The following is an 18,085-nucleotide window of genomic DNA, read 5'->3' as shown; positions in this document are numbered from 1 at the left end:
TACAGGCTTCAAAAGATTCAACATACACAAGCGTTTGGTAGAAACACGGTGTTGATTTATCGAAAACGACGTTATATTTGCGGGGATCGAGAATGCCGTAAACGATTCTATGAGGACAACTCAATTGTAGAACGTTATCAGAGACAATCCGTTGAGTTTAATCAAGCTCTGTCGATTGAGCTAATTCATGGTAAAAACTTTAAAGATGTAGCTGATCGCTTTATGGTTTCTCCAACGACGGTTATGCGTCGTTTTGATGAGATAAGCTCAACGAAGTTAAAAGAAACAACAGATCTTCCGAGAGTCATTGCGATTGATGAATACCATAACCTTCAATAACAAATAATTCAGTCCAATTTAAGTTGGAAGTGTGTGTAATGGTATTTAGAGAACTTTTGACCAACGTGATGTCACTTAAGAATTCATTCTCGATGGAATTTATTAAGTCATCATAAGGTAACGGACTATAATGTTTTGAAGCTGATTTTTCAGAGCTATAAACGGTGAAAACATAGCCTTTGTCTAGCATTTTCTGGAGTGTTTCATAAATTTTAGGGCTAGGCACACCTGATTTGATAGCTATGCTGTTCCCGTTTAACGGGTGCTCTTGTAATAGAGCAATATAGACTTTTGCTTCGTACTCGGTAAAACCGAGCTTTTTTAATGTATCAATTGTTTTTTGAATTTTCATATTATTATCACCGATTTAATGTTACTACATAGGTAGTAGTATGTCAAAGTGTGTTTTAAAAATTGTTTTTTGTAATTCCAGATTTAATCTAGATAGATTCAGAGCCTTCGCTTTGTACTTCATTGATTTTGTGATACTATAATGGTCTTAGTAAAGGTTATATCTTTAGGGTTTGGAGTGATTAAATGAATACCTGTGTTATTCCTGCGCTTCGTAATATGAAAGATTTCGAGAAAGTGCTTAAGACGGATCATGAACTTATCATTTTTCTAGAGACACGTTTATCACAAGTTGAAAGTATAGTGAAACTTGCTAAGCAGCATAATAAGAAAATTATTATGCATGCGGATTTAATTCAAGGGTTAAAAGGTGATGAATACGGTCTTGAGTATTTAATACATAATGTAAAGGTGGATGGCATCATCTCGACTAAGTCGAGTGCTATTTCGTTTGCGAAAAAACGAAATGTGATGGGGATTCAACGTTTGTTTGCAATCGATAGTCATGCACTTGATCATAACCTTAATGTGTGCCAAAAGATTCAACCGGATTATATAGAAGTATTACCAGGAATTCTCCCAGGAGTGATTAAGGAAATATATGAGCGTACGGGGATTAAAGTGATTGCTGGGGGGCTTATACGAACCGAAGAGGATGTTAAGAATTCTATGGAGAATGGTGCTTATGCTGTCACCACATCTAATAGGGAGCTTTGGTAAGTTTTAAAAAGCGTTTTAAGCCATTTTATAAAAAAATAGAATTCGTAAAATTGACAACGCTTTCAAATAAATATATACTTACAAATAAAGTTAATATGTTGTGACGAGATTAAGAGACACATTAATTGCCTTGGTTCTTACCAAGGGGATTTAGTGTGTCTTTTTTAATATTTTAATTATCTTAAATTTAAAGGAGGTGTAATTCATCAACTATTTGTTTGATGAGAATTTTTTGTAAGACTAATTATTTTGAGGGGGAGAATATGAGTTATTTAAAGAAACCAATTAGTTTGTTAGTCATATCTTTACTTATTGTGGTGATTGGGAGTTTTATAGCTTATCAATTTAATAGTTCTAATGGAGATGTAGATGTTTCTCGAATATATTTTGAGACAGAAAGAGGGGAACTTTCTGGTTTACTTTATAAACCAGATGGAGCTGATCAAGAAGCAAAACCAACATTGATTACGACACATGGTTATTTAAATTCTGCTGAAATGCAGGATGCTCAAGCGATTGAAATGTCCAAAAGAGGGTATGTTGTTTTAGCATTAGATCAATATGATCATGGGCATTCAACAGGAACTATGGAAAAGCCAGTTCCATTTTTCTCGTTCTGGCCACATGCTATTCATGATGCGGTTCAGTATATGTATGACCAGGATTATGTATTAAAAGATGAGGAAGGTAATGGCATCATTGCGGTATCAGGTCATTCAATGGGTGGTTTCTCTTCCACGCATGCGGTCATGTTAGATGAAATGCAGTATGAAGAGACCGGTATAAGAAAAATTTATGGTTCATTAACTATGGGTTCTGACTATCAGTGGTTAAGATCATTAGACTACAGTGATGAAGATATTAACAGTCTATATGGACCACGCACCTCAGGAAAAATTGCTGGAAAGTATGATGAATTCTTTTTTGATGGAGAAGCGGCTGCTAATGGAACACCTGTTGTGAAGAAGGATTACGTACATACAGAAGAGGGTCAAGGTTTTTTAGGCAACCCAGAAAATCCTAAAGCAGGTGAAGTTTATGAGGTGGCTGGTGGTAAAAGGGTCATTTACCAACCAAATGAGACTCATCCATGGAATCACTTCTCGAAAGAATCTACGGGTCACGCGATAGATTTTTATGATATGACGTTTGCAGATTATAGTGACCGAGTGCAAATTGGCGATGATGGTCAAACTTGGGTGTTTAAGGAATATGCATCCTTTGTAGCTTTGATTGGGTTCTTTATGTTGTTTATTCCAGTCATCCGATTGCTATCTAAATTGCCATTCTTTAAAAATATTTACACAACGAAACCAGCACCGTTACCTGAGCCAAAGACTAATGGTGGTAAACTAGCTGCTCATATTTTAATTATTTTGGGTGCACTATTTCCAGCAGTCTTTTTCAGTGCATTGTATGGGGAAGATTTTTACGGAATGAGGTTGTTAAGGCAAATTAGTATGGTCACGATTGCTTTCTCAGGAATCGTACTGATTTATTCGTTCGTTAAAAATCTTGATAAACATATTAAAACAGGTTCAGCTGTCATGTTATTGTTAGGTGTGGTTCAGTACATCTTCTTAAGGAGCCAAAGTGAATTTATTGAGGTCTCTGAATTCTTTGGTGGACCTACCGTTAATCCAATAGTATATTGGGCTATTAATGTGGCAATCGTTATGTTAATGGTAATGGTGGCTTATCATTATGTGTCTAAGAAACCTGAGGGAGCAACCATTGAAAATTACGGTGTGAAAGCTAGTTTTAAAACGATTCTATCTTCTTTAGTAACGGCCGTTGTAGCTGTTGCGATTGGGTATGGATTCCTTTACTTAATAGATGCTTTATTCACAGTAGATTTCCGTCTATGGACGTTTGCGGTTAAAACATTTGAAAGTCAACATGTAGTAGCGTTACTGAAATATGCACCACTGTTCTTTATTTACTTCTTTATTGTTGGTGTATCAGTAAATGTTAATACAGCTAGTGAGAAGTATGATGGGATGAAAGGTTATATCGTTGCGATTTTACATTTTATCGGAGGTTTAGTCCTCTATCTCGTATACCAATATGGCTTATTATTTATAACAGGTACAGCTGGATACCCTGGAGAATCACTATCTTCAATTTTAGTTATTGGTTTAGTACCAGTTTTATTAATTGCCGCTGTATTTAACCGTTATCTATTTAGAAAAACTGGTAATGTCTATGTCGGGACATTCCTTAATACGATCCTAATGACCATGATTACGCTTGCTAATACAGCATTGTATACGATTTTATAAAAGTTTCTTTGTAAAGAAAGAACTGCTTAAAACACCTTTTAGAATTTAGTAGACAGATGGGGAGGAATCTTAATTGGAACAATATATACTATCACTAGACCAAGGAACAACTAGCTCTCGAGCTATATTATTTAATAAAAACGGTGAGATTGTAGATATGGCACAACAAGAATTCGAGCAGTTCTTTCCTAAGCCTGGATGGGTTGAGCATGATGCCAATGAGATTTGGAATTCAATTCTTAACTGTATTGCTGAAGTGTTACGTAAAGCTGAAATTTCTCCTGCTAATATAGCTGGAATCGGCATTACGAATCAGCGTGAAACAACGGTCGTATGGGATCGACATACTGGAAATCCTATCTATAGAGCGATCGTTTGGCAATCAAGACAAACTGAAGAGATCTGTCATGAGCTTAGGGAACAAAATTATAATGAAATTTTTAAAGAAAAGACAGGATTATTGCTTGACCCGTATTTTTCAGGTACGAAAGTAAAATGGATTTTAGATCATGTCGATGGAGCTCGTGAAAAAGCTCAAAATGGGGATTTGAAATTTGGGACAATCGATTCTTGGTTAGTTTATAAATTAACAGGTGGAAAACAACACGTAACTGATTATTCAAATGCTTCTAGAACTTTGATGTTCAATATCTATAATCTGGAATGGGACGATGAGTTGCTAGATATTTTATCGATTCCAAAGACAATGCTTCCAGAAGTTCGACAATCCTCAGAAGTGTATGGATATACAGTAGACTATCATTTCTTTGGCTATCAAATTCCAATTGCAGGAATGGCTGGAGACCAACAAGCCGCTCTCTTCGGTCTGGCTTGTTTTGAACCAGGAATGGTGAAGAATACTTATGGAACTGGATGTTTCATGTTAATGAATACGGGTCAAGAAGGGGTTCAATCTAAGCAAGGTCTACTTACAACGTTAGCCTGGGGAATCAATGGAAAGGTAGAGTATGCACTTGAAGGAAGTATTTTTGTTGCTGGTTCGGCTATACAATGGTTAAGAGATGGATTGCGAATGATTAATAAAACATCTGAAAGTGAAGACTATGCGAATAAAATAGAATCTACCGAAGGGGTATATTTTGTTCCAGCGTTTGTCGGTTTAGGAACACCTTATTGGGATAGTGAAGCTCGTGGTGCTGTTTTTGGGTTAACGCGTGGCACGACTAAGGAACATTTTATTCGTGCAACTCTTGAATCTCTTGCCTATCAAACAAGGGATGTATTAGATACAATGGTAGCAGACTCTGGAACTAAACTGGAAACGCTTCGAGTTGATGGTGGAGCTGTGGAGAATGATTTTCTCATGCAATTTCAAAGTGATATTTTAGGGGTTCCAGTAGATCGCCCAGCTGTTAATGAGACCACAGCTTTAGGTGCAGCATTTTTGGCAGGTTTAGCAGTGGGATACTGGTCAGAGAAAGAAGAAATTGCTAGACAATGGAAGTTGAAACAAAAATTCACCAATAAATTAGACGAAAACCAACGTCAGGATCTGTATAATGGATGGAGAAAAGCGGTTAACGCAACACGTGAGTATAAGTAAAGGTTAAGTCTTTAAATGATTAAACTAGCATGATATAATAATAGATAAGTTAATATAGTTGGTAGAGATTATGAGAGAGACCACAGCAATCTATTTTTCTGAAAAATAGATTGATTTTGTGGTCTCTTTTTTTTGTTTTCACGACATTAGAACTAAATATAGAAAGGAACGATTAAATGCAGTTTACAAACTTAAAGAGATCCGAAATTAAAGAGAGTTTTCAAGGTGACACCTTTGATATTCTTGTTATTGGTGGAGGCATCACAGGTGCTGGAATTGCTTTAGATGCCATCACTCGTGGTTTAAAAGTGGGTGTTGTTGAAATGCAAGACTTTGCTGCTGGTACATCTAGTAGATCAACTAAACTTGTCCATGGAGGATTACGTTACTTAAAACAATTAGATATAAGTGTTGTTGCTGAAGTAGGAAAGGAACGAGCGATTGTTTACGAAAATGGACCGCACGTAACGACTCCTGAGTGGATGTTGCTTCCATTTTATAAAGGCGGTACGTTTGGACCATTCACCACTAATATTGGTTTGAAAGTATATGATTTCTTAGCAGGTGTCAAAAAATCTGAAAGACGAAAAATGTTAAAACCAGATACAGCGCGTGACTTAGAACCATTAATCAAGGAAGATGGTTTAAAAGGAGCGGGGTATTATGTAGAGTATAAAACAGATGATGCTCGCTTAACTTTAGAAGTTATGAAAAAGGCTGTTGAAAAAGGCGCGCTTGCCCTTAATTATATGAAAGTAACCGACCTAACTTATAAAAATGGTAAAGTTGTGGGTGTTCAAACAGAAGATGTCATAGATGGCTCACAAATTGAGATTAAAGCCAAGAAGGTTGTGAATGCGGCAGGTCCTTGGGTGGATACATTAAGAGAAATTGATGGCTCGAAAAAAGGCAAGACATTGCAATTAACTAAAGGTGTTCACTTAGTTTTCGATTCTAAACGTTTTCCTTTAAAACAAGCTGTTTATTTTGATACACCTGATGGTCGAATGGTGTTCGCCATTCCAAGGGATGGTAAAACCTATGTGGGTACGACAGACACGACTTATAATGAAGATATTGCCTCACCAAAAATGACAGTCGAAGATCGTGATTATATTTTAAGAAGTATTGATTATATATTCCCGTCTGTCCATATTACGAAAGAGGATATTGAATCAAGCTGGGCAGGCATCAGACCGCTCATACACGAAGAAGGTAAATCACCTTCAGAAATTTCTCGTAAAGATGAAATATTCGTATCGGATTCCGGTTTTATTTCCATTGCTGGAGGGAAGTTAACTGGTTATCGTAAAATGGCTGAAAATATCGTGGATTTAGTAACCAAACAGTTACATGAAGAGGAAAACAAAAGTTATCCAAAATCACAGACGAAAAACATACCAATATCAGGTGGAGATGTTGATGGCTCAGATGGTTTTAAAGCGTTTTTGCATGATAGAATTAAAAAAGGTGTAGAGCTTGGCTTAAAAGAAGAAACGGCGCAGAAGCTTAGTTACCGCTATGGGTCAAATGTAGATAAAATTTATGATATTCTTAAGGACAAACCTAATTGTCAAGGTCTTGATTTAGTTGTATATGCTTGCTTGAGATACGCTATTGATGAGGAGCAAGTTTATAAACCAGTAGACTTTTTTGTTAGAAGGACAGGTGCCTTATTCTTTGAGATAGACTGGGTACGTAAGCACAAAGAGGCAGTCATGGCATTTATGAAGAAAGAATTTAACTGGTCAGATCAACAAGCTCAAGTATATAAAGAGGAGTTAGAACAACTGATTTATGAAGCTACCTATCCAGTTGAAAAATAGCCAGATAACGAACTAACATAATTTTTTTCAGTATTTCATTCGTTTTTCTGCGAAATAGGGTTTCATTTTTCTATGAAATAATATATAATCACAATCATAAACGAACAACTCAATAATCATACACTTGTATAATCGTGGGAATATGGCCCACAAGTTTCTACCAAGTTACCGTAAATGACTTGACTACAAGTGATCTTCATAATACGAACATACAAGTATCTTAAGCTTGTATGGAGTCTTGTATTCTATTTTATAAAGACAAAGTCGAATGTGATGAATCGCTTATAGTCATTGGTGATTCTTGGCATTCGGCTTTTTTTATTTTTAAATCTTTGTACGGGAGGCATTGACATGGAACAACTACAGAAAGCGATTGAGGAGAGAGGGTCTGTGTTATCGGATCACGTGATCAAGGTCGATCAGTTTTTAAATCATCAAATTGATACGAACTTGATGGTGGAGATTGGAAGAGAGTTCATCTCGAGATTCCAAGGTCATGATATTACGAAAGTCTTAACAATTGAAACATCTGGGATTGCGCCAAGTTTTATGGCGGCTCATGAATTAAATGTGCCACTCGTTTTTGCGCGTAAGAAAAAGTCATTAACGATGACGGATCATCTATATACGAGTAGCGTTTATTCTTATACAAAAGAGGAGACTAATCAGATTACGGTTTCAAAGGATTTTCTATCATCGGATGATCGGGTGTTAATTCTTGATGATATTTTAGCAAATGGACAGGCGGCACTTGGGTTGATTGATGTGGTTAAACAATCAGGTGCAAGCTTGGTTGGGATTGGTTTTGTAATCGAAAAATCATTTCAAGATGGTCGTGACAAACTAGAAGAGGCAGGGCATCGTGTAGAGTCTTTAGCTCGAATCAAGTCGCTTGAAGGGTCCAACGTAACCTTTCTTAATGAAGTAACGGAGGAGGTAAAAGGATGAATCATACAGTTAACTATCCATGGTTTAAGAAAGAAGATACAGATGCGTTTTTTGCATTGTTTCAAAATAACCTCGCAAACTTTGTGATTATTACGGTGACCATGCTTGGCATGGGGTTCCCAGCTAGTATTGTCTTTGGTAAAGTCATTCCGGGTGCAGCGGTTGCTGTTATGGTTGGTAATTTATATTATGCTTTTATGGCCAACCGTCTTGCGAAGAAAGAAGGAAGAACCGATGTCACGGCGTTGTCTTATGGGATCAGTACCCCAGTTATGTTTGTGTTTTTATTTGGTGTCCTTGCTCCAGCATATGCTTTAACCAACGATCCTGAACTTGCTTGGAAAATTGCTGTCGCTGCTGCTTTTTTAAGTGGATTGATTGAGGCTTTGGTCAGTCTTACTGGAAACTGGGTTCGCAACCAAATTCCTAGAGCTGCCATGCTTGGAGCCCTTGCTGGTGTAGCTATCACGTTTATTGCGGGTGAGATGTTATTTAATACGTTTTCTATTCCAGTGGTTGGTCTTGTGACACTTGTGATTATTATTGTTGGCGTCATTGGAAAAGTGACGATGCCGTTTAAAATTCCTGCTTCATTATTTGCGATTGTGATTGGAACGGTATTAGCTTTCACATTGGGCTATCAATCGACTGAACAGATTTCTGAAGGATTGGCTAATGTGGGTTTTTACCCGTTGTTACCTAGTTTAGCGGCTTTTGAGGGAATGGGGCATTTATTTACAGTATTAGTTGGATTATTGGCCGTTATTTTACCTATTACGTTATACAATGCGATTGAGACAATGAACAATGTAGATGCCATGGCGGCAGCTGGTGATTCTTATGATGTACGCGAATGTCAGGCGGTAGATGGTGTTGGTACCATGCTTGGAGCCGTATTCGGTGGATTATTCCCGACGACGGTATATATTGCAACAGTTGGCTCTAAAGAAATGGGCGCTGGTCGTGGTTATAGTATTTTAAATGCAGCTGTGTTCGGAGTGGCTGCGATGACAGGTGTAATTGCGGCACTGTCTGCTGTGATCCCAATTGCTACTGTTGCTCCAATTCTTGTATTTGTAGGAATTTCAATGGTTGGAACAGCCTTTCAATCTAATGAAAGAAAATATTTCCCAGCCGTTGCGATTGCTATGCTCCCATACTTCGCTAATTACGTCATGACACGCTTTAACTCCGATGCTGGTGAAACAGTCGCCGGTATTTCTGAGGGGATCGTCCCACTCGGGCAAGGGGCTATGTTTACGGCCATTATTTTAGGTGCGGTTACAGTGTTTGTAATAGATAGACAATTTGTAAGGGCGAGCATTTTTTCATTAGTAGCGGCTGCATTGTCTTTCGCAGGATTTATGCATGCGCCAGAATTAGCCTTTAATGCTGCTCCACAGTATTCACTAGGGTACTTGCTCGTTTCATTTTTCCTTTTATATTGTGCTTATCAGGAAGCGAATAGCACAGTCAAGGTAACGAAGAGTCAATCAATTAAGGAAAGTATAGCTTCCTAATATTATTTATTTCAAGCAGGAACTTCATTAGGAGTTCTTGCTTTTTTGTATTGGATTTTTATCAATATTATATAGTTATCTGAGCAGGAGTTTAGTAAAATTAGGAAGTGAATAACACGTTAAAATGGGAAAGGAAATGGCTTATATGAGATGGTTAGTGGATTATCAATGGGATATTTTTATCACGATTGAAGTATTGTCACTCATCTTGTTATTATTGTTTGGTTTATTTCGCTATTATTTAGGTAAAAAGCAATTTAGCTTACTTTTTATTGCTAGTTTCTTAGGTTTAGTCGTGCTTGAAGCGATTTTAGGATTAGTTATTTATCAAGAAACGGGTGAGTTTTCTACCTTTACCATGATCATCATTATATTTGTGATATATGCTTTCACCTTTGGAATTAGTGACTTTTTGAAGTTAGATCGATGGATGCGAAAGAAGTTTGGTCAATGGCGGGGTGTTGAACTCCTTACAGAGAAAGATTATCGAGTGATGGAACGTCAAAGAGACCCTAAATATATTGCAAAAATTAATCGTCGAAGCGCGATGATTCATTTAGTTATTTTTGTGGTCGTGCAATTCATTTTTTGGTCTTATGGTACGGATAGTTTTGAAGAAATGATGGGTTACTTAACAGACTGGTCCTGGTTCGAAGCGGGACAATACGAAGATTCACCGTATCCAAACGAAACGGTTTATGGTATTGGTATGGTCTGGATGATTGTGTTTGTGGTTGACTTTATATATTCATGGTCTTATACCATTTTTCCCAAAAAAGAGTCTTAGAATGAAGGAATTCACTTTTCGTTAATTTCTTTACATCTACAGCTAAAGTATTAAGTTAATCAATTATGTCTATCCTTTTATCAATAAGTATCGATAGAAGGATGATCAAGTTGACTAAGGAAGATAAAAATTTATTCACGGCTGGGTTTATTCTTGGTTTAGGAATGGTTGGTGCCATTGATGGAATCGTCTTTCACCAGTTATTACAGTGGCATCACTTGATTCTTAGTTCAAATATAAAATTAGAAATCATAACAGATGGGGTTTTTACTGCTTTATTTTCAGCTTTAATGGTTTGGGGTGCTATAAAAATTTTTCGAGATGCTCGGAATGATGAATTGGGTTATAGTTGGAAGATCTTTTTAAGCGGGATTTTTATTGGCGGTGGCGTATTTAATTTAGTTGAAGGGATCATTGATCATCACATTTTACAAGTCCACCGGGTTAGACCGATGGCGGAAAATCCACTCTTATATGATTTAGCATTTTTAGCTTCTGGTGTGGTAATGGTCTTCATTGGTTTATGGTTAAAAAGATTAGATCAAAAGGCAGAGAGAACATGACAAAGAAAGATATGATGATAATTATGGCATTGTTTATCGGATTTTTTGTGTTTTATGTGTTCCAAAATCCCCATTACCGTGTGTTAACTGGTGAAGAAATCGTAATGAACCACCACCTAGATATGATTTATCATGGGTCATCAGAAGTTCCAAGAGAGTTAAAGGCTGCAGAAGATCCAACCTATCCTGTAGGTAGTAATGCAATTAGTCGGGCTGATCATATGTCTGGGATGATGGATGGGGTTGAAGTGACGATTGTTGGAGCTTATGAAACGACAGCTTATGCCACGACATATACATCAACTAATACTGGTATAACAATTGAAGAGCATAAATGGATTGTACAGGAGGAGTTTTTAGATGTTGGGGAAGGGAAGCTAGAAAAGGGAACGAAGGTACATACTAATGCAGAACATATGAAAGGTATGAAGGATACTATACATAACATTGACTATTCATTATCGACCACAGTTTATATGGTTAATTTCAATTTACCAAATGGAAGAAAAGTAACGAATCATAAATGGGTGGTGGAAGAGGAACTTGAGTCATTAGAATAAATTTCTAAATCAAAGTTAGTAATTAAAAGGTAAGAAAGTTGTTGCCACGACTAAACAAAGCATAGATTGTCGGATTTAGTAGTCATTTTCTTGATAATATGGTCTTCGAAAGGTGGTCATGGTATGGATATGCTAAATAGAATGAATCAAGCGATTCAATATATTGAAGACCATTTAACTGATGAAATGGATTTAGGGGAAGTTGCTAAGAGAGCTTACTGTTCAGAGTTTCACTTTAAAAGGATGTTTGCGTTTTTAACAGGCGTTTCATTATCTGAGTATATTCGGCGGAGACGTTTGTCATTGGCGGCTAATGAATTGTTAGACCAAAATGCTAGAATCATTGATGTGGCAATTAAATACGGCTATCAATCAGCCGACGCTTTCTCAAGGGCCTTTAAGCACGTACATGGAATTACTCCATCTGAAGTGAAGAGGCAAGGTCAATCCTTAAAAGCGTATCCACGCATGACTGTCCAATTGAAAATTTCAGGAGGGACAGAAATGGATTATCGAATTGTAGAAAAAGAAGCGTTTCGTGTGGTTGGCATCATGAAGAGGGTTCCTATTGTTTTTGAAGGTGAAAATCCACATATTTCAGCTATGTGGCAAGAGTTAAATGAAGAGAAAATCAAACAATTAAAAAGCTTATCTAATTTGGAACCAAAAGGAATCATACAAGCTTCAACCAATTTTTCAGAAGGACGTATGGAAGAAAAAGGTGGATTAGATCACTATATTGGGGTTGCAACAGATCAGGATGGTCCTGAGGGATTTACGGCTCTTGAGGTACCAGCTATGACGTGGGCAGTATTTTTATCTGAGGGACCTTTTCCTGAGACATTACAAGAAACATGGGGGAGGATTTACTCAGAATGGTTTCCATCTTCGAACTTTGAACAAGTAAATGGGCCAGAGATTTTATGGAATGAACATCCAGACACATCCTCTCCTCATTTTAAAAGTGAAATATGGATTCCTGTTGAAAAAAGTAATCTTCATCAGTAAATTATGGAATCAATTAAGAACCGAGTAAACGGATAGAGTCCGTAATCTCGGTTCTTTTAATTTTTAGGTCCATATATTAATCTTATAATTTTCTATTCATATGACTATCGTCCATACGATAATAGTTTATCTAGAATAAGAGTAAGTAGAAAGAGTTAATACTCTAATAATTTATAGAATAGGAGTGTGGATATGTCCTACGGTTATGGTGGCGGATTTGCGTTAATTGTTGTGCTGTTTATTTTATTAATTATCGTAGGTGCTTCTTGGTACTAAGGTATTAAAGTACTTTGCCTATGTTTTCCTTTCTTCGTATAACACAATAGGTTTAAATGGTAATTAATTTTCTCTAGTAAGAATAAGGAGGGGTTTAAAGATGTCTTGTGGATTCGGAGGCCTTGGTGGATATGGCCAAGGATATGGTGGTTACGGCGGTTATGGCCATGGCGGTGGCTTCGCCTTAATCGTTGTATTATTTATCTTATTAATTATCGTAGGAGCAACAGCATTTAATAAATGTTAAGAAAATATGCTATGCCTATGATCCCTTATCCCTTTTATAGGGATAAGGGGTTTTTTATCTGAAATGAGAGGAGCGTAGAAAGATGCCAACTATCGTTGGTTCAACTGTCATTAATAGTGTGGATGGTGGAACCATTAACTTTGGTGATTCATTTTATATTTCCCCAAAATCTTCATCAGAATCTAACACTGGATCAGGGTCGCTAAATACTGGGTTCGTTATTCACACGAATAATTTATTGAATTCGACTGGTGCTATTGATCCAGATATCAGTGATCAACCTATTATTTCGAATGCTTAATGTTTAAAAGTCTATTATTTTAAACGTTTAACCAATCTTATTAAGTTTAGGTTCATAAAATATAAGAGAAAGGAGAGAGATTATATGTCGAACCCACATATTTATGATATGTGTTGTAGATATCATGGGAGAGTCGTCAGAATTAGGGAGCGTAATGGAAGAGTTCATGTAGGAAGAATTAATAGGGTGACACCAAGTAGAGTGTGGATTGATCCAATTGGAGCGCCTGGTGGTTTTGGATATGGATATGGTCGATTCGGAGGCTTCCGAAGAGGATTTGGATTTGGTGTCCCGATTGCTCTTTCATTTATAGCAGGTGTTGCGTTAGCTTCAGCGTTCATTTGGTAATTTAATAAAAGCAAGTTTTTATGGCTTTTATTTATGTGCAGAACATGCTCCTTTGGGTGTGTTCTGCACTATTATTTTTATAAAAAAAGTAGATATTGACTATTAGTAAAGACAATATCTACTATATCAAATTATATAATATAGGGTGAACCTCTAATAGATTGTATTAACTATTCCTGATCTTCATTAGTCTCTGGATTGTGATCCTGTTCAGGCATTCTTCTAGGCTGTCTTCTACCAAATAAAAGAGACGACCATGGATCTACATTTTCTTCTCTATGGGTATCCATCTCTTCTTGGTTTTCGATATTTTCATTCATATCTCTTTCATCCATCACGGCTGTTCAACTCCTTTTTAAAATAATGTATTCATCACTTTTATAGAATAATGTATGGGTAAAAAGCTAAATTGTGTGGGTGAGTATTGGGTATGAATATATTTTTGTGAATTATTTTGTATTTAAAGGTTTATTTCAAAAACTCAGCGAATGCCCTAACAATAAATTGAATTTGGCATACGCTGACAATGAAGAAATAAAAAAGGGGTGAAAGTACATGTCAGATGGAGGATATGGATACGGCGGCGGATTCGCTTTAGTTGTGGTGTTGTTTATTTTACTAATTATCATTGGAGCTTCTTGGGGTGACGGATACGGATACTAATATTCAAAAAATAAAGTTGCACTCAGTTGCAACTTTATTTTACATAAATTTTTTAAAAACGATTAAAACGTGAGCGTAACTTCATAAAATTATAGATAGTACGAGCGTGCCTTCCCTCTCTGGTATGGGGATGAATGAGTGGCTGGAGACGTCTCATAAATTCTTGGTCACATCTGGCTCTTGGAACGTTACTTCTATAACATTGATCATGTGCTCGACAAGCTGCATCAACTCTGTTTATAGGTGCTCCAGGACCGCTACAGCCAGGACCGCAATATCTATATCCAGGAAAAACACAAAATCCCATCAGTAGCCCTCCTTAGTCCTTTGATAAAAAATCTATTAATATATCATATGCTTGTTAAATGGATGAATTATAATAGTCACCTAATATAAAGAACAATTAAACTGATATTTGAAGTGGTATGATTTTTTCTGACAATACATATATTAAAACACTTTAATAAAGGGATTAAACATGGGAGAGGTGAGTTTATAATGGATGAATCTAGTCTTCCTTATTTTATATGCTTAACACGTGGATTGTATAAAGCTATAGAAAAAGATTTAAATAAATCTGCTCAAAAGCTTGGGTTAACATTAACAGAATTAAACTTTATCTGGACAATTTACTTTGAAGAAGAAGCTACTATATCCAGGATGTCAGAATTAACCTTATTAGATTCATCGACCGTAACACAGGTTATTTCACGCTTAAAGAATAAAGGTTTAGTAACGACAATCAAGAAAAGTGAAGATCATCGATATTCATATGTCAAACTGACTACCCAAGGTGCTGAAAAGCGAAAATTGTCAATGATTGATAATCAAAATGATGTTTTTGAACTTTTGAAGAAGGATATGGGCCTCCCTACCGAAAAAGAGAATGTCCAGATCACCCTAGATTATTTGGAAAAAATAAATCAATTATTTCACGGAGATGAGTATGTAAATTGGTTAAAAAGATTACCTGGTAAATTAAATAGTGATGATATGAAATAAGTGGTGAATAGGGAGGGGGTAAATCCCCTCCCTTTAATGATCTCTGACTGTTTTTTGTAGTAAGTTTAATAATCAATTGTATCTTAATTTAGAAGAAAGGTTTAAATCCATGGTGATGACCAAATCCACGACGACGTCCAAATCCGCGACGGCGGCCGAATCTCGGATGGTGTCCAAATCCATGGAAACGTCTGAATCTTGGATGGGGTCTGAATCCATGAAAGTGTCCAAATCCAAGATGAGGTCCCAAGAAAGACATTTATATACCTCCATAAATTATATTGAATAACCTTGTTTCTATCGATTATTCATCATATATTATGTGAGATAGAAAAGCTTGTATAGAGTAACGTCCTGAAAATAATAATAACTTTAATATAAATTTATATTAAAGTTATTAACTGGTTTTAATATTTGAATTTTGAACCGTTTATTATTTCATCTGTAGGTTTTAATAGTAATTCAGAAGAAGTGATGGGTCCATTAAGTTCTTGATAAGACTCGATTATTTGATACCCAATGTTGTAACCAATCCATTTAGGGAAGTGACGGTTACCAACACCGTATACATAAATGTCTAACTTACTTTTGTCTACTAGATCTAATTCGGGGACGAACTGGTTGATCCACAAGTCTAAAATCTCTTCATTAGAATATAAATTAATCCACGCAGCTAAGTATTGACTGCCGTATAGTTCTTTTACTGCATATTCCGCTAAGCCTTCTAGTATTAATATTTCTTTTAAGGTGATTGCTTTATTATATAAATTCATGTGAGTTAAACGACACACATGATTATATTCATGGGCAAACAAAGCTTTTAATTCTTGTGTGGATAATGTTGGTGAAAGAAATAGAAAAACCGCTCCTTTAAAAGCAAGGCCCCCCTTATCACTTAAATGGTTCTTTTTATGAGCTTGTGCATTTGTTACAGGGAAGATATAAATCGGAACGTTTGGTCCTTTCCATTTCTTCTTTAAACGTTGATACTCTTGTTCTACTGTTTTCCATACATTTAACTGTTCCATTTGTTGAATGGTTTCATCAACATGTCTCCATTCTTTAGGGTCAAATAGGCCGTGTTGAAGTAGATGAAATTGAAGTTCTTCTTCATGGATGTCTGGAAAATCTTCTTTAATTGGTAAACATAATGTTTCTCGTTGAATTTCGTATAAGTTTTTCAAACGTCTATTTTGGCATTGAGTTATAAAACGATTTAGCCATAAATTCGTTTGGATCACCAAGGTAGTTTTCTCCTTTTGAAAAACATTTATTTTGTAATAATGAAGAGGAGTCCACAGTTTGTTTAAAATTTCGTTGCGTCCTCCTCAGCTTTCAAATTTATATATATAATTTAGGAAGCGGGGGATTATTATCTTGGTCTTCATTATTTCGATACCGAGAATTCTCATCTGTTAAAAATTCCTCAGAATTCTGGTTACTATTTTGTGTGGTATTTGTTATAACATCATTTATGTTAGGTTCTTCGCTAGAATCCTCTTGGTCTTCTAAATTATTCATTTCCTTTAATAAACGAAACATAGTAGGAACATTTTTGACCATTGGGCCGTATTGTTTAATAACCGGAGCTGATTTTTCTACTAAATTGATAATCGACTTTATTTGATCGAGTCTGCTTGTTACTCCGAGACCTGATGGAACACTGGATGACAATCCTTGAGAAGCCATTTGGTTAAAAAATGGACTGAAATTTTGGGGGAATGTCCCTGTTTGTCCTGTTAACCCTGATGGCATCTGTGGGAATCTAGAGTTCGCTACGTTACCACCTTTTAAAATTGAATTTAGAAAGCCTGTCGGTTGAACATGACTTGAAAAAGATTGTGGAGGTCCTGGAAACATCATATGGTCGAATGGAGAAGAAGGCGGCATGTTAATTGGATTTTGCTGTCCTTGTTTCGATAATAATGATGTTAATAATTGAAGCAATTGATTACCTCCTTTCAATAAGAAGATACATTTATAAAAATTGAATGGAACTCATAAATATAAACCAGTGTGTTTAGATGACTAACACACTGGTTTAATAACTAAACACCATTACAATGGTCTAATTTGACTGAATGACCGTATTAGTATCCGTGACCACCATAACCCCAAGTGGCACCAACAATAATTAATAAAATAAACAAGACGACAATTAGGGCGAAGCCGTCTCCGTAACCGTATCCACCGTGTGACATATAATACCCCTCCTTATTGGTGGTTTCCTTAGTAATATATGTGTGAATATCTGTTGTGGTAGGGCAAGTGCTGAGTAATGTCTTTAAATTAAATGTTTTAATAGATATCAAATCATGAACGTACATAGGTAGAGGTTTTCTTGGTTTTTACTCGTTGTGATGAGTTTTGAAACGGTTAAATGGAGAAGGGTTTCTCGAACAAAATTCGTAAAAAATACTTTAGCTTGTTCTATATAAAAAATAAAAGCTACACAGGCGAAAGATGAACTATACCCCAGTTAGTGGACTAATTAAAAAAGTTCCTAACTGGGGTTTTGTTATGTTGATTATCTCTCATTGTTATAATGAAATTAGTCATAACTAGGACGATTTATCAAAAGAATTTTATGATCTGCCGCAGTGGAAATACACTTCGCTTTCCACGGGCACGGCTTCAACTTCCCAAAGTTCACTAACGTTCACTTTGGGTGATTTTCAGCTCGTGCTGTTCCCGTAGGAGTCTCGTGTATTTCTACTGCTGGTAAGGATTAACGATAAAGAGGTGTTTAAACATGAGTAATACAATTTTTAATGCTAAAC

The 18,085-nt window shown here is 36.2% G+C and carries 23 protein-coding genes, 1 pseudogene and 1 riboswitch; of the genes and pseudogenes, 17 read left to right on the top strand and 7 right to left on the bottom strand.

The genetic code is table 11. The annotated features are described in order from the left end of the window. Positions 1-324, top strand: a pseudogene (locus tag BMY57_RS14050) (helix-turn-helix domain-containing protein); the annotation flags it as partial. Here the strand turns inward: BMY57_RS14050 and BMY57_RS14045 are convergent. Next, on the bottom strand, positions 305-691 hold the full coding sequence (locus BMY57_RS14045) for a TrmB family transcriptional regulator (protein ID WP_091775633.1): 387 nt from the start codon (positions 689-691) through the stop codon (positions 305-307). The pseudogene BMY57_RS14050 and the gene BMY57_RS14045 sit on opposite strands and share 20 nt — an antisense overlap. Positions 692-876: 185 nt before the next feature. On the opposite strand from BMY57_RS14045, the gene BMY57_RS14040 reads away from it, so the two are divergent. The 14 genes from BMY57_RS14040 (at position 877) to BMY57_RS13975 (ending at position 13,640) form a co-directional block, all read left to right on the top strand. After that, complete coding sequence (locus BMY57_RS14040; protein ID WP_091775630.1) at positions 877-1,410, top strand: glycerol-3-phosphate responsive antiterminator; 534 nt, start codon at positions 877-879, stop codon at positions 1,408-1,410. A 263-nt stretch (positions 1,411-1,673) separates the two neighbouring features. Beyond that, positions 1,674-3,692, top strand: coding sequence for an alpha/beta fold hydrolase (locus BMY57_RS14035; RefSeq protein ID WP_091775627.1), 2,019 nt, complete (start codon positions 1,674-1,676; stop codon positions 3,690-3,692). Positions 3,693-3,765: 73 nt separating this feature from the next. Next, on the top strand, positions 3,766-5,256 hold the full coding sequence (gene glpK, locus BMY57_RS14030) for a glycerol kinase GlpK (RefSeq protein WP_091775624.1): 1,491 nt from the start codon (positions 3,766-3,768) through the stop codon (positions 5,254-5,256). Positions 5,257-5,432: 176 nt separating this feature from the next. Then, positions 5,433-7,082: a glycerol-3-phosphate dehydrogenase/oxidase gene (locus BMY57_RS14025; RefSeq protein ID WP_091775621.1), complete on the top strand. Its 1,650-nt coding sequence runs from the start codon at positions 5,433-5,435 to the stop codon at positions 7,080-7,082. Positions 7,083-7,186: 104 nt separating this feature from the next. Beyond that, positions 7,187-7,288: riboswitch (purine riboswitch) on the top strand. 145 nt (positions 7,289-7,433) lie between these two features. Continuing rightward, positions 7,434-8,030 carry a xanthine phosphoribosyltransferase gene (locus BMY57_RS14020; RefSeq protein WP_091775618.1) on the top strand — a complete coding sequence of 199 codons (597 nt, stop codon included), beginning with the start codon at positions 7,434-7,436 and terminating at the stop codon, positions 8,028-8,030. Next, positions 8,027-9,550: a SulP family inorganic anion transporter gene (locus tag BMY57_RS14015; RefSeq protein WP_091775615.1), complete on the top strand. Its 1,524-nt coding sequence runs from the start codon at positions 8,027-8,029 to the stop codon at positions 9,548-9,550. Before BMY57_RS14020 ends, BMY57_RS14015 begins: the two co-directional genes overlap by 4 nt. 145 nt (positions 9,551-9,695) lie before the next feature. Next, positions 9,696-10,337 (top strand): hypothetical protein, encoded by a 642-nt coding sequence (locus BMY57_RS14010; protein WP_091775638.1) that lies wholly within the window; start codon positions 9,696-9,698, stop codon positions 10,335-10,337. A gap of 110 nt (positions 10,338-10,447) precedes the next feature. Beyond that, positions 10,448-10,900 carry a DUF2243 domain-containing protein gene (locus BMY57_RS14005; protein WP_256205319.1) on the top strand — a complete coding sequence of 151 codons (453 nt, stop codon included), beginning with the start codon at positions 10,448-10,450 and terminating at the stop codon, positions 10,898-10,900. Next, positions 10,897-11,460 carry a DUF1541 domain-containing protein gene (locus BMY57_RS14000; protein WP_256205318.1) on the top strand — a complete coding sequence of 188 codons (564 nt, stop codon included), beginning with the start codon at positions 10,897-10,899 and terminating at the stop codon, positions 11,458-11,460. Before BMY57_RS14005 ends, BMY57_RS14000 begins: the two co-directional genes overlap by 4 nt. A gap of 123 nt (positions 11,461-11,583) precedes the next feature. Then, a complete protein-coding gene (locus tag BMY57_RS13995) occupies positions 11,584-12,468 on the top strand; it encodes an AraC family transcriptional regulator (RefSeq protein WP_091775609.1) in 885 nt (294 codons plus the stop codon). Positions 12,469-12,660: 192 nt separating this feature from the next. Next, complete coding sequence (locus BMY57_RS13990) at positions 12,661-12,744, top strand: YjcZ family sporulation protein (protein WP_091775607.1); 84 nt, start codon at positions 12,661-12,663, stop codon at positions 12,742-12,744. Positions 12,745-12,844: 100 nt separating this feature from the next. Further along, on the top strand, positions 12,845-12,991 hold the full coding sequence (locus BMY57_RS13985) for a YjcZ family sporulation protein (RefSeq protein WP_091775605.1): 147 nt from the start codon (positions 12,845-12,847) through the stop codon (positions 12,989-12,991). Between the two features lie 82 nt (positions 12,992-13,073). After that, on the top strand, positions 13,074-13,292 hold the full coding sequence (locus BMY57_RS13980) for a spore germination protein (RefSeq protein ID WP_091775602.1): 219 nt from the start codon (positions 13,074-13,076) through the stop codon (positions 13,290-13,292). Between the two features lie 84 nt (positions 13,293-13,376). Continuing rightward, positions 13,377-13,640 carry a hypothetical protein gene (locus BMY57_RS13975; RefSeq protein ID WP_091775600.1) on the top strand — a complete coding sequence of 88 codons (264 nt, stop codon included), beginning with the start codon at positions 13,377-13,379 and terminating at the stop codon, positions 13,638-13,640. Between the two features lie 170 nt (positions 13,641-13,810). Here BMY57_RS13975 and BMY57_RS16160 read toward each other — a convergent pair whose 3' ends face one another. Beyond that, the gene (locus BMY57_RS16160; protein ID WP_175615663.1) at positions 13,811-13,978 is read right to left on the bottom strand and encodes a hypothetical protein; all 168 of its coding nucleotides are present in this window, start codon (positions 13,976-13,978) and stop codon (positions 13,811-13,813) included. A gap of 217 nt (positions 13,979-14,195) precedes the next feature. Here BMY57_RS16160 and BMY57_RS13970 point away from each other — a divergent pair, with 217 nt between their 5' ends. After that, entirely contained in the window at positions 14,196-14,303 is a 108-nt protein-coding gene (locus tag BMY57_RS13970) for a YjcZ family sporulation protein (protein WP_091775597.1), read from the top strand. A gap of 52 nt (positions 14,304-14,355) precedes the next feature. Here BMY57_RS13970 and BMY57_RS13965 read toward each other — a convergent pair whose 3' ends face one another. Continuing rightward, a complete protein-coding gene (locus BMY57_RS13965) occupies positions 14,356-14,610 on the bottom strand; it encodes a phospholipase (protein WP_091775594.1) in 255 nt (84 codons plus the stop codon). A gap of 191 nt (positions 14,611-14,801) precedes the next feature. Between BMY57_RS13965 and BMY57_RS13960 the strand changes: the two genes are divergently transcribed. Continuing rightward, positions 14,802-15,305, top strand: a complete 504-nt coding sequence (locus BMY57_RS13960) for a MarR family winged helix-turn-helix transcriptional regulator (protein ID WP_091775592.1) — start codon at positions 14,802-14,804, stop codon at positions 15,303-15,305. Positions 15,306-15,393: 88 nt separating this feature from the next. Here BMY57_RS13960 and BMY57_RS16155 read toward each other — a convergent pair whose 3' ends face one another. The 4 genes from BMY57_RS16155 to BMY57_RS13945 form a co-directional block, all read right to left on the bottom strand. Further along, positions 15,394-15,564, bottom strand: a complete 171-nt coding sequence (locus BMY57_RS16155; RefSeq protein WP_177176397.1) for a hypothetical protein — start codon at positions 15,562-15,564, stop codon at positions 15,394-15,396. Between the two features lie 148 nt (positions 15,565-15,712). Then, positions 15,713-16,546: a DUF2268 domain-containing putative Zn-dependent protease gene (locus BMY57_RS13955; protein WP_256205320.1), complete on the bottom strand. Its 834-nt coding sequence runs from the start codon at positions 16,544-16,546 to the stop codon at positions 15,713-15,715. A gap of 100 nt (positions 16,547-16,646) precedes the next feature. Beyond that, entirely contained in the window at positions 16,647-17,252 is a 606-nt protein-coding gene (gene vrrA, locus BMY57_RS13950) for a VrrA/YqfQ family protein (RefSeq protein WP_091775586.1), read from the bottom strand. Between the two features lie 143 nt (positions 17,253-17,395). After that, on the bottom strand, positions 17,396-17,506 hold the full coding sequence (locus BMY57_RS13945; RefSeq protein ID WP_091775583.1) for a YjcZ family sporulation protein: 111 nt from the start codon (positions 17,504-17,506) through the stop codon (positions 17,396-17,398). Between the last annotated feature and the right edge of the window lie 579 nt (positions 17,507-18,085).

The organism is Piscibacillus halophilus (assembly GCF_900110685.1).
GTDB classification, from domain to species: Bacteria; Bacillota; Bacilli; order Bacillales; family Alkalibacillaceae; genus Piscibacillus; species Piscibacillus halophilus.
The sequence above is the reverse complement of the archived record's forward strand: the minus strand, read 5'-3'. Positions and strand labels throughout refer to the sequence as shown.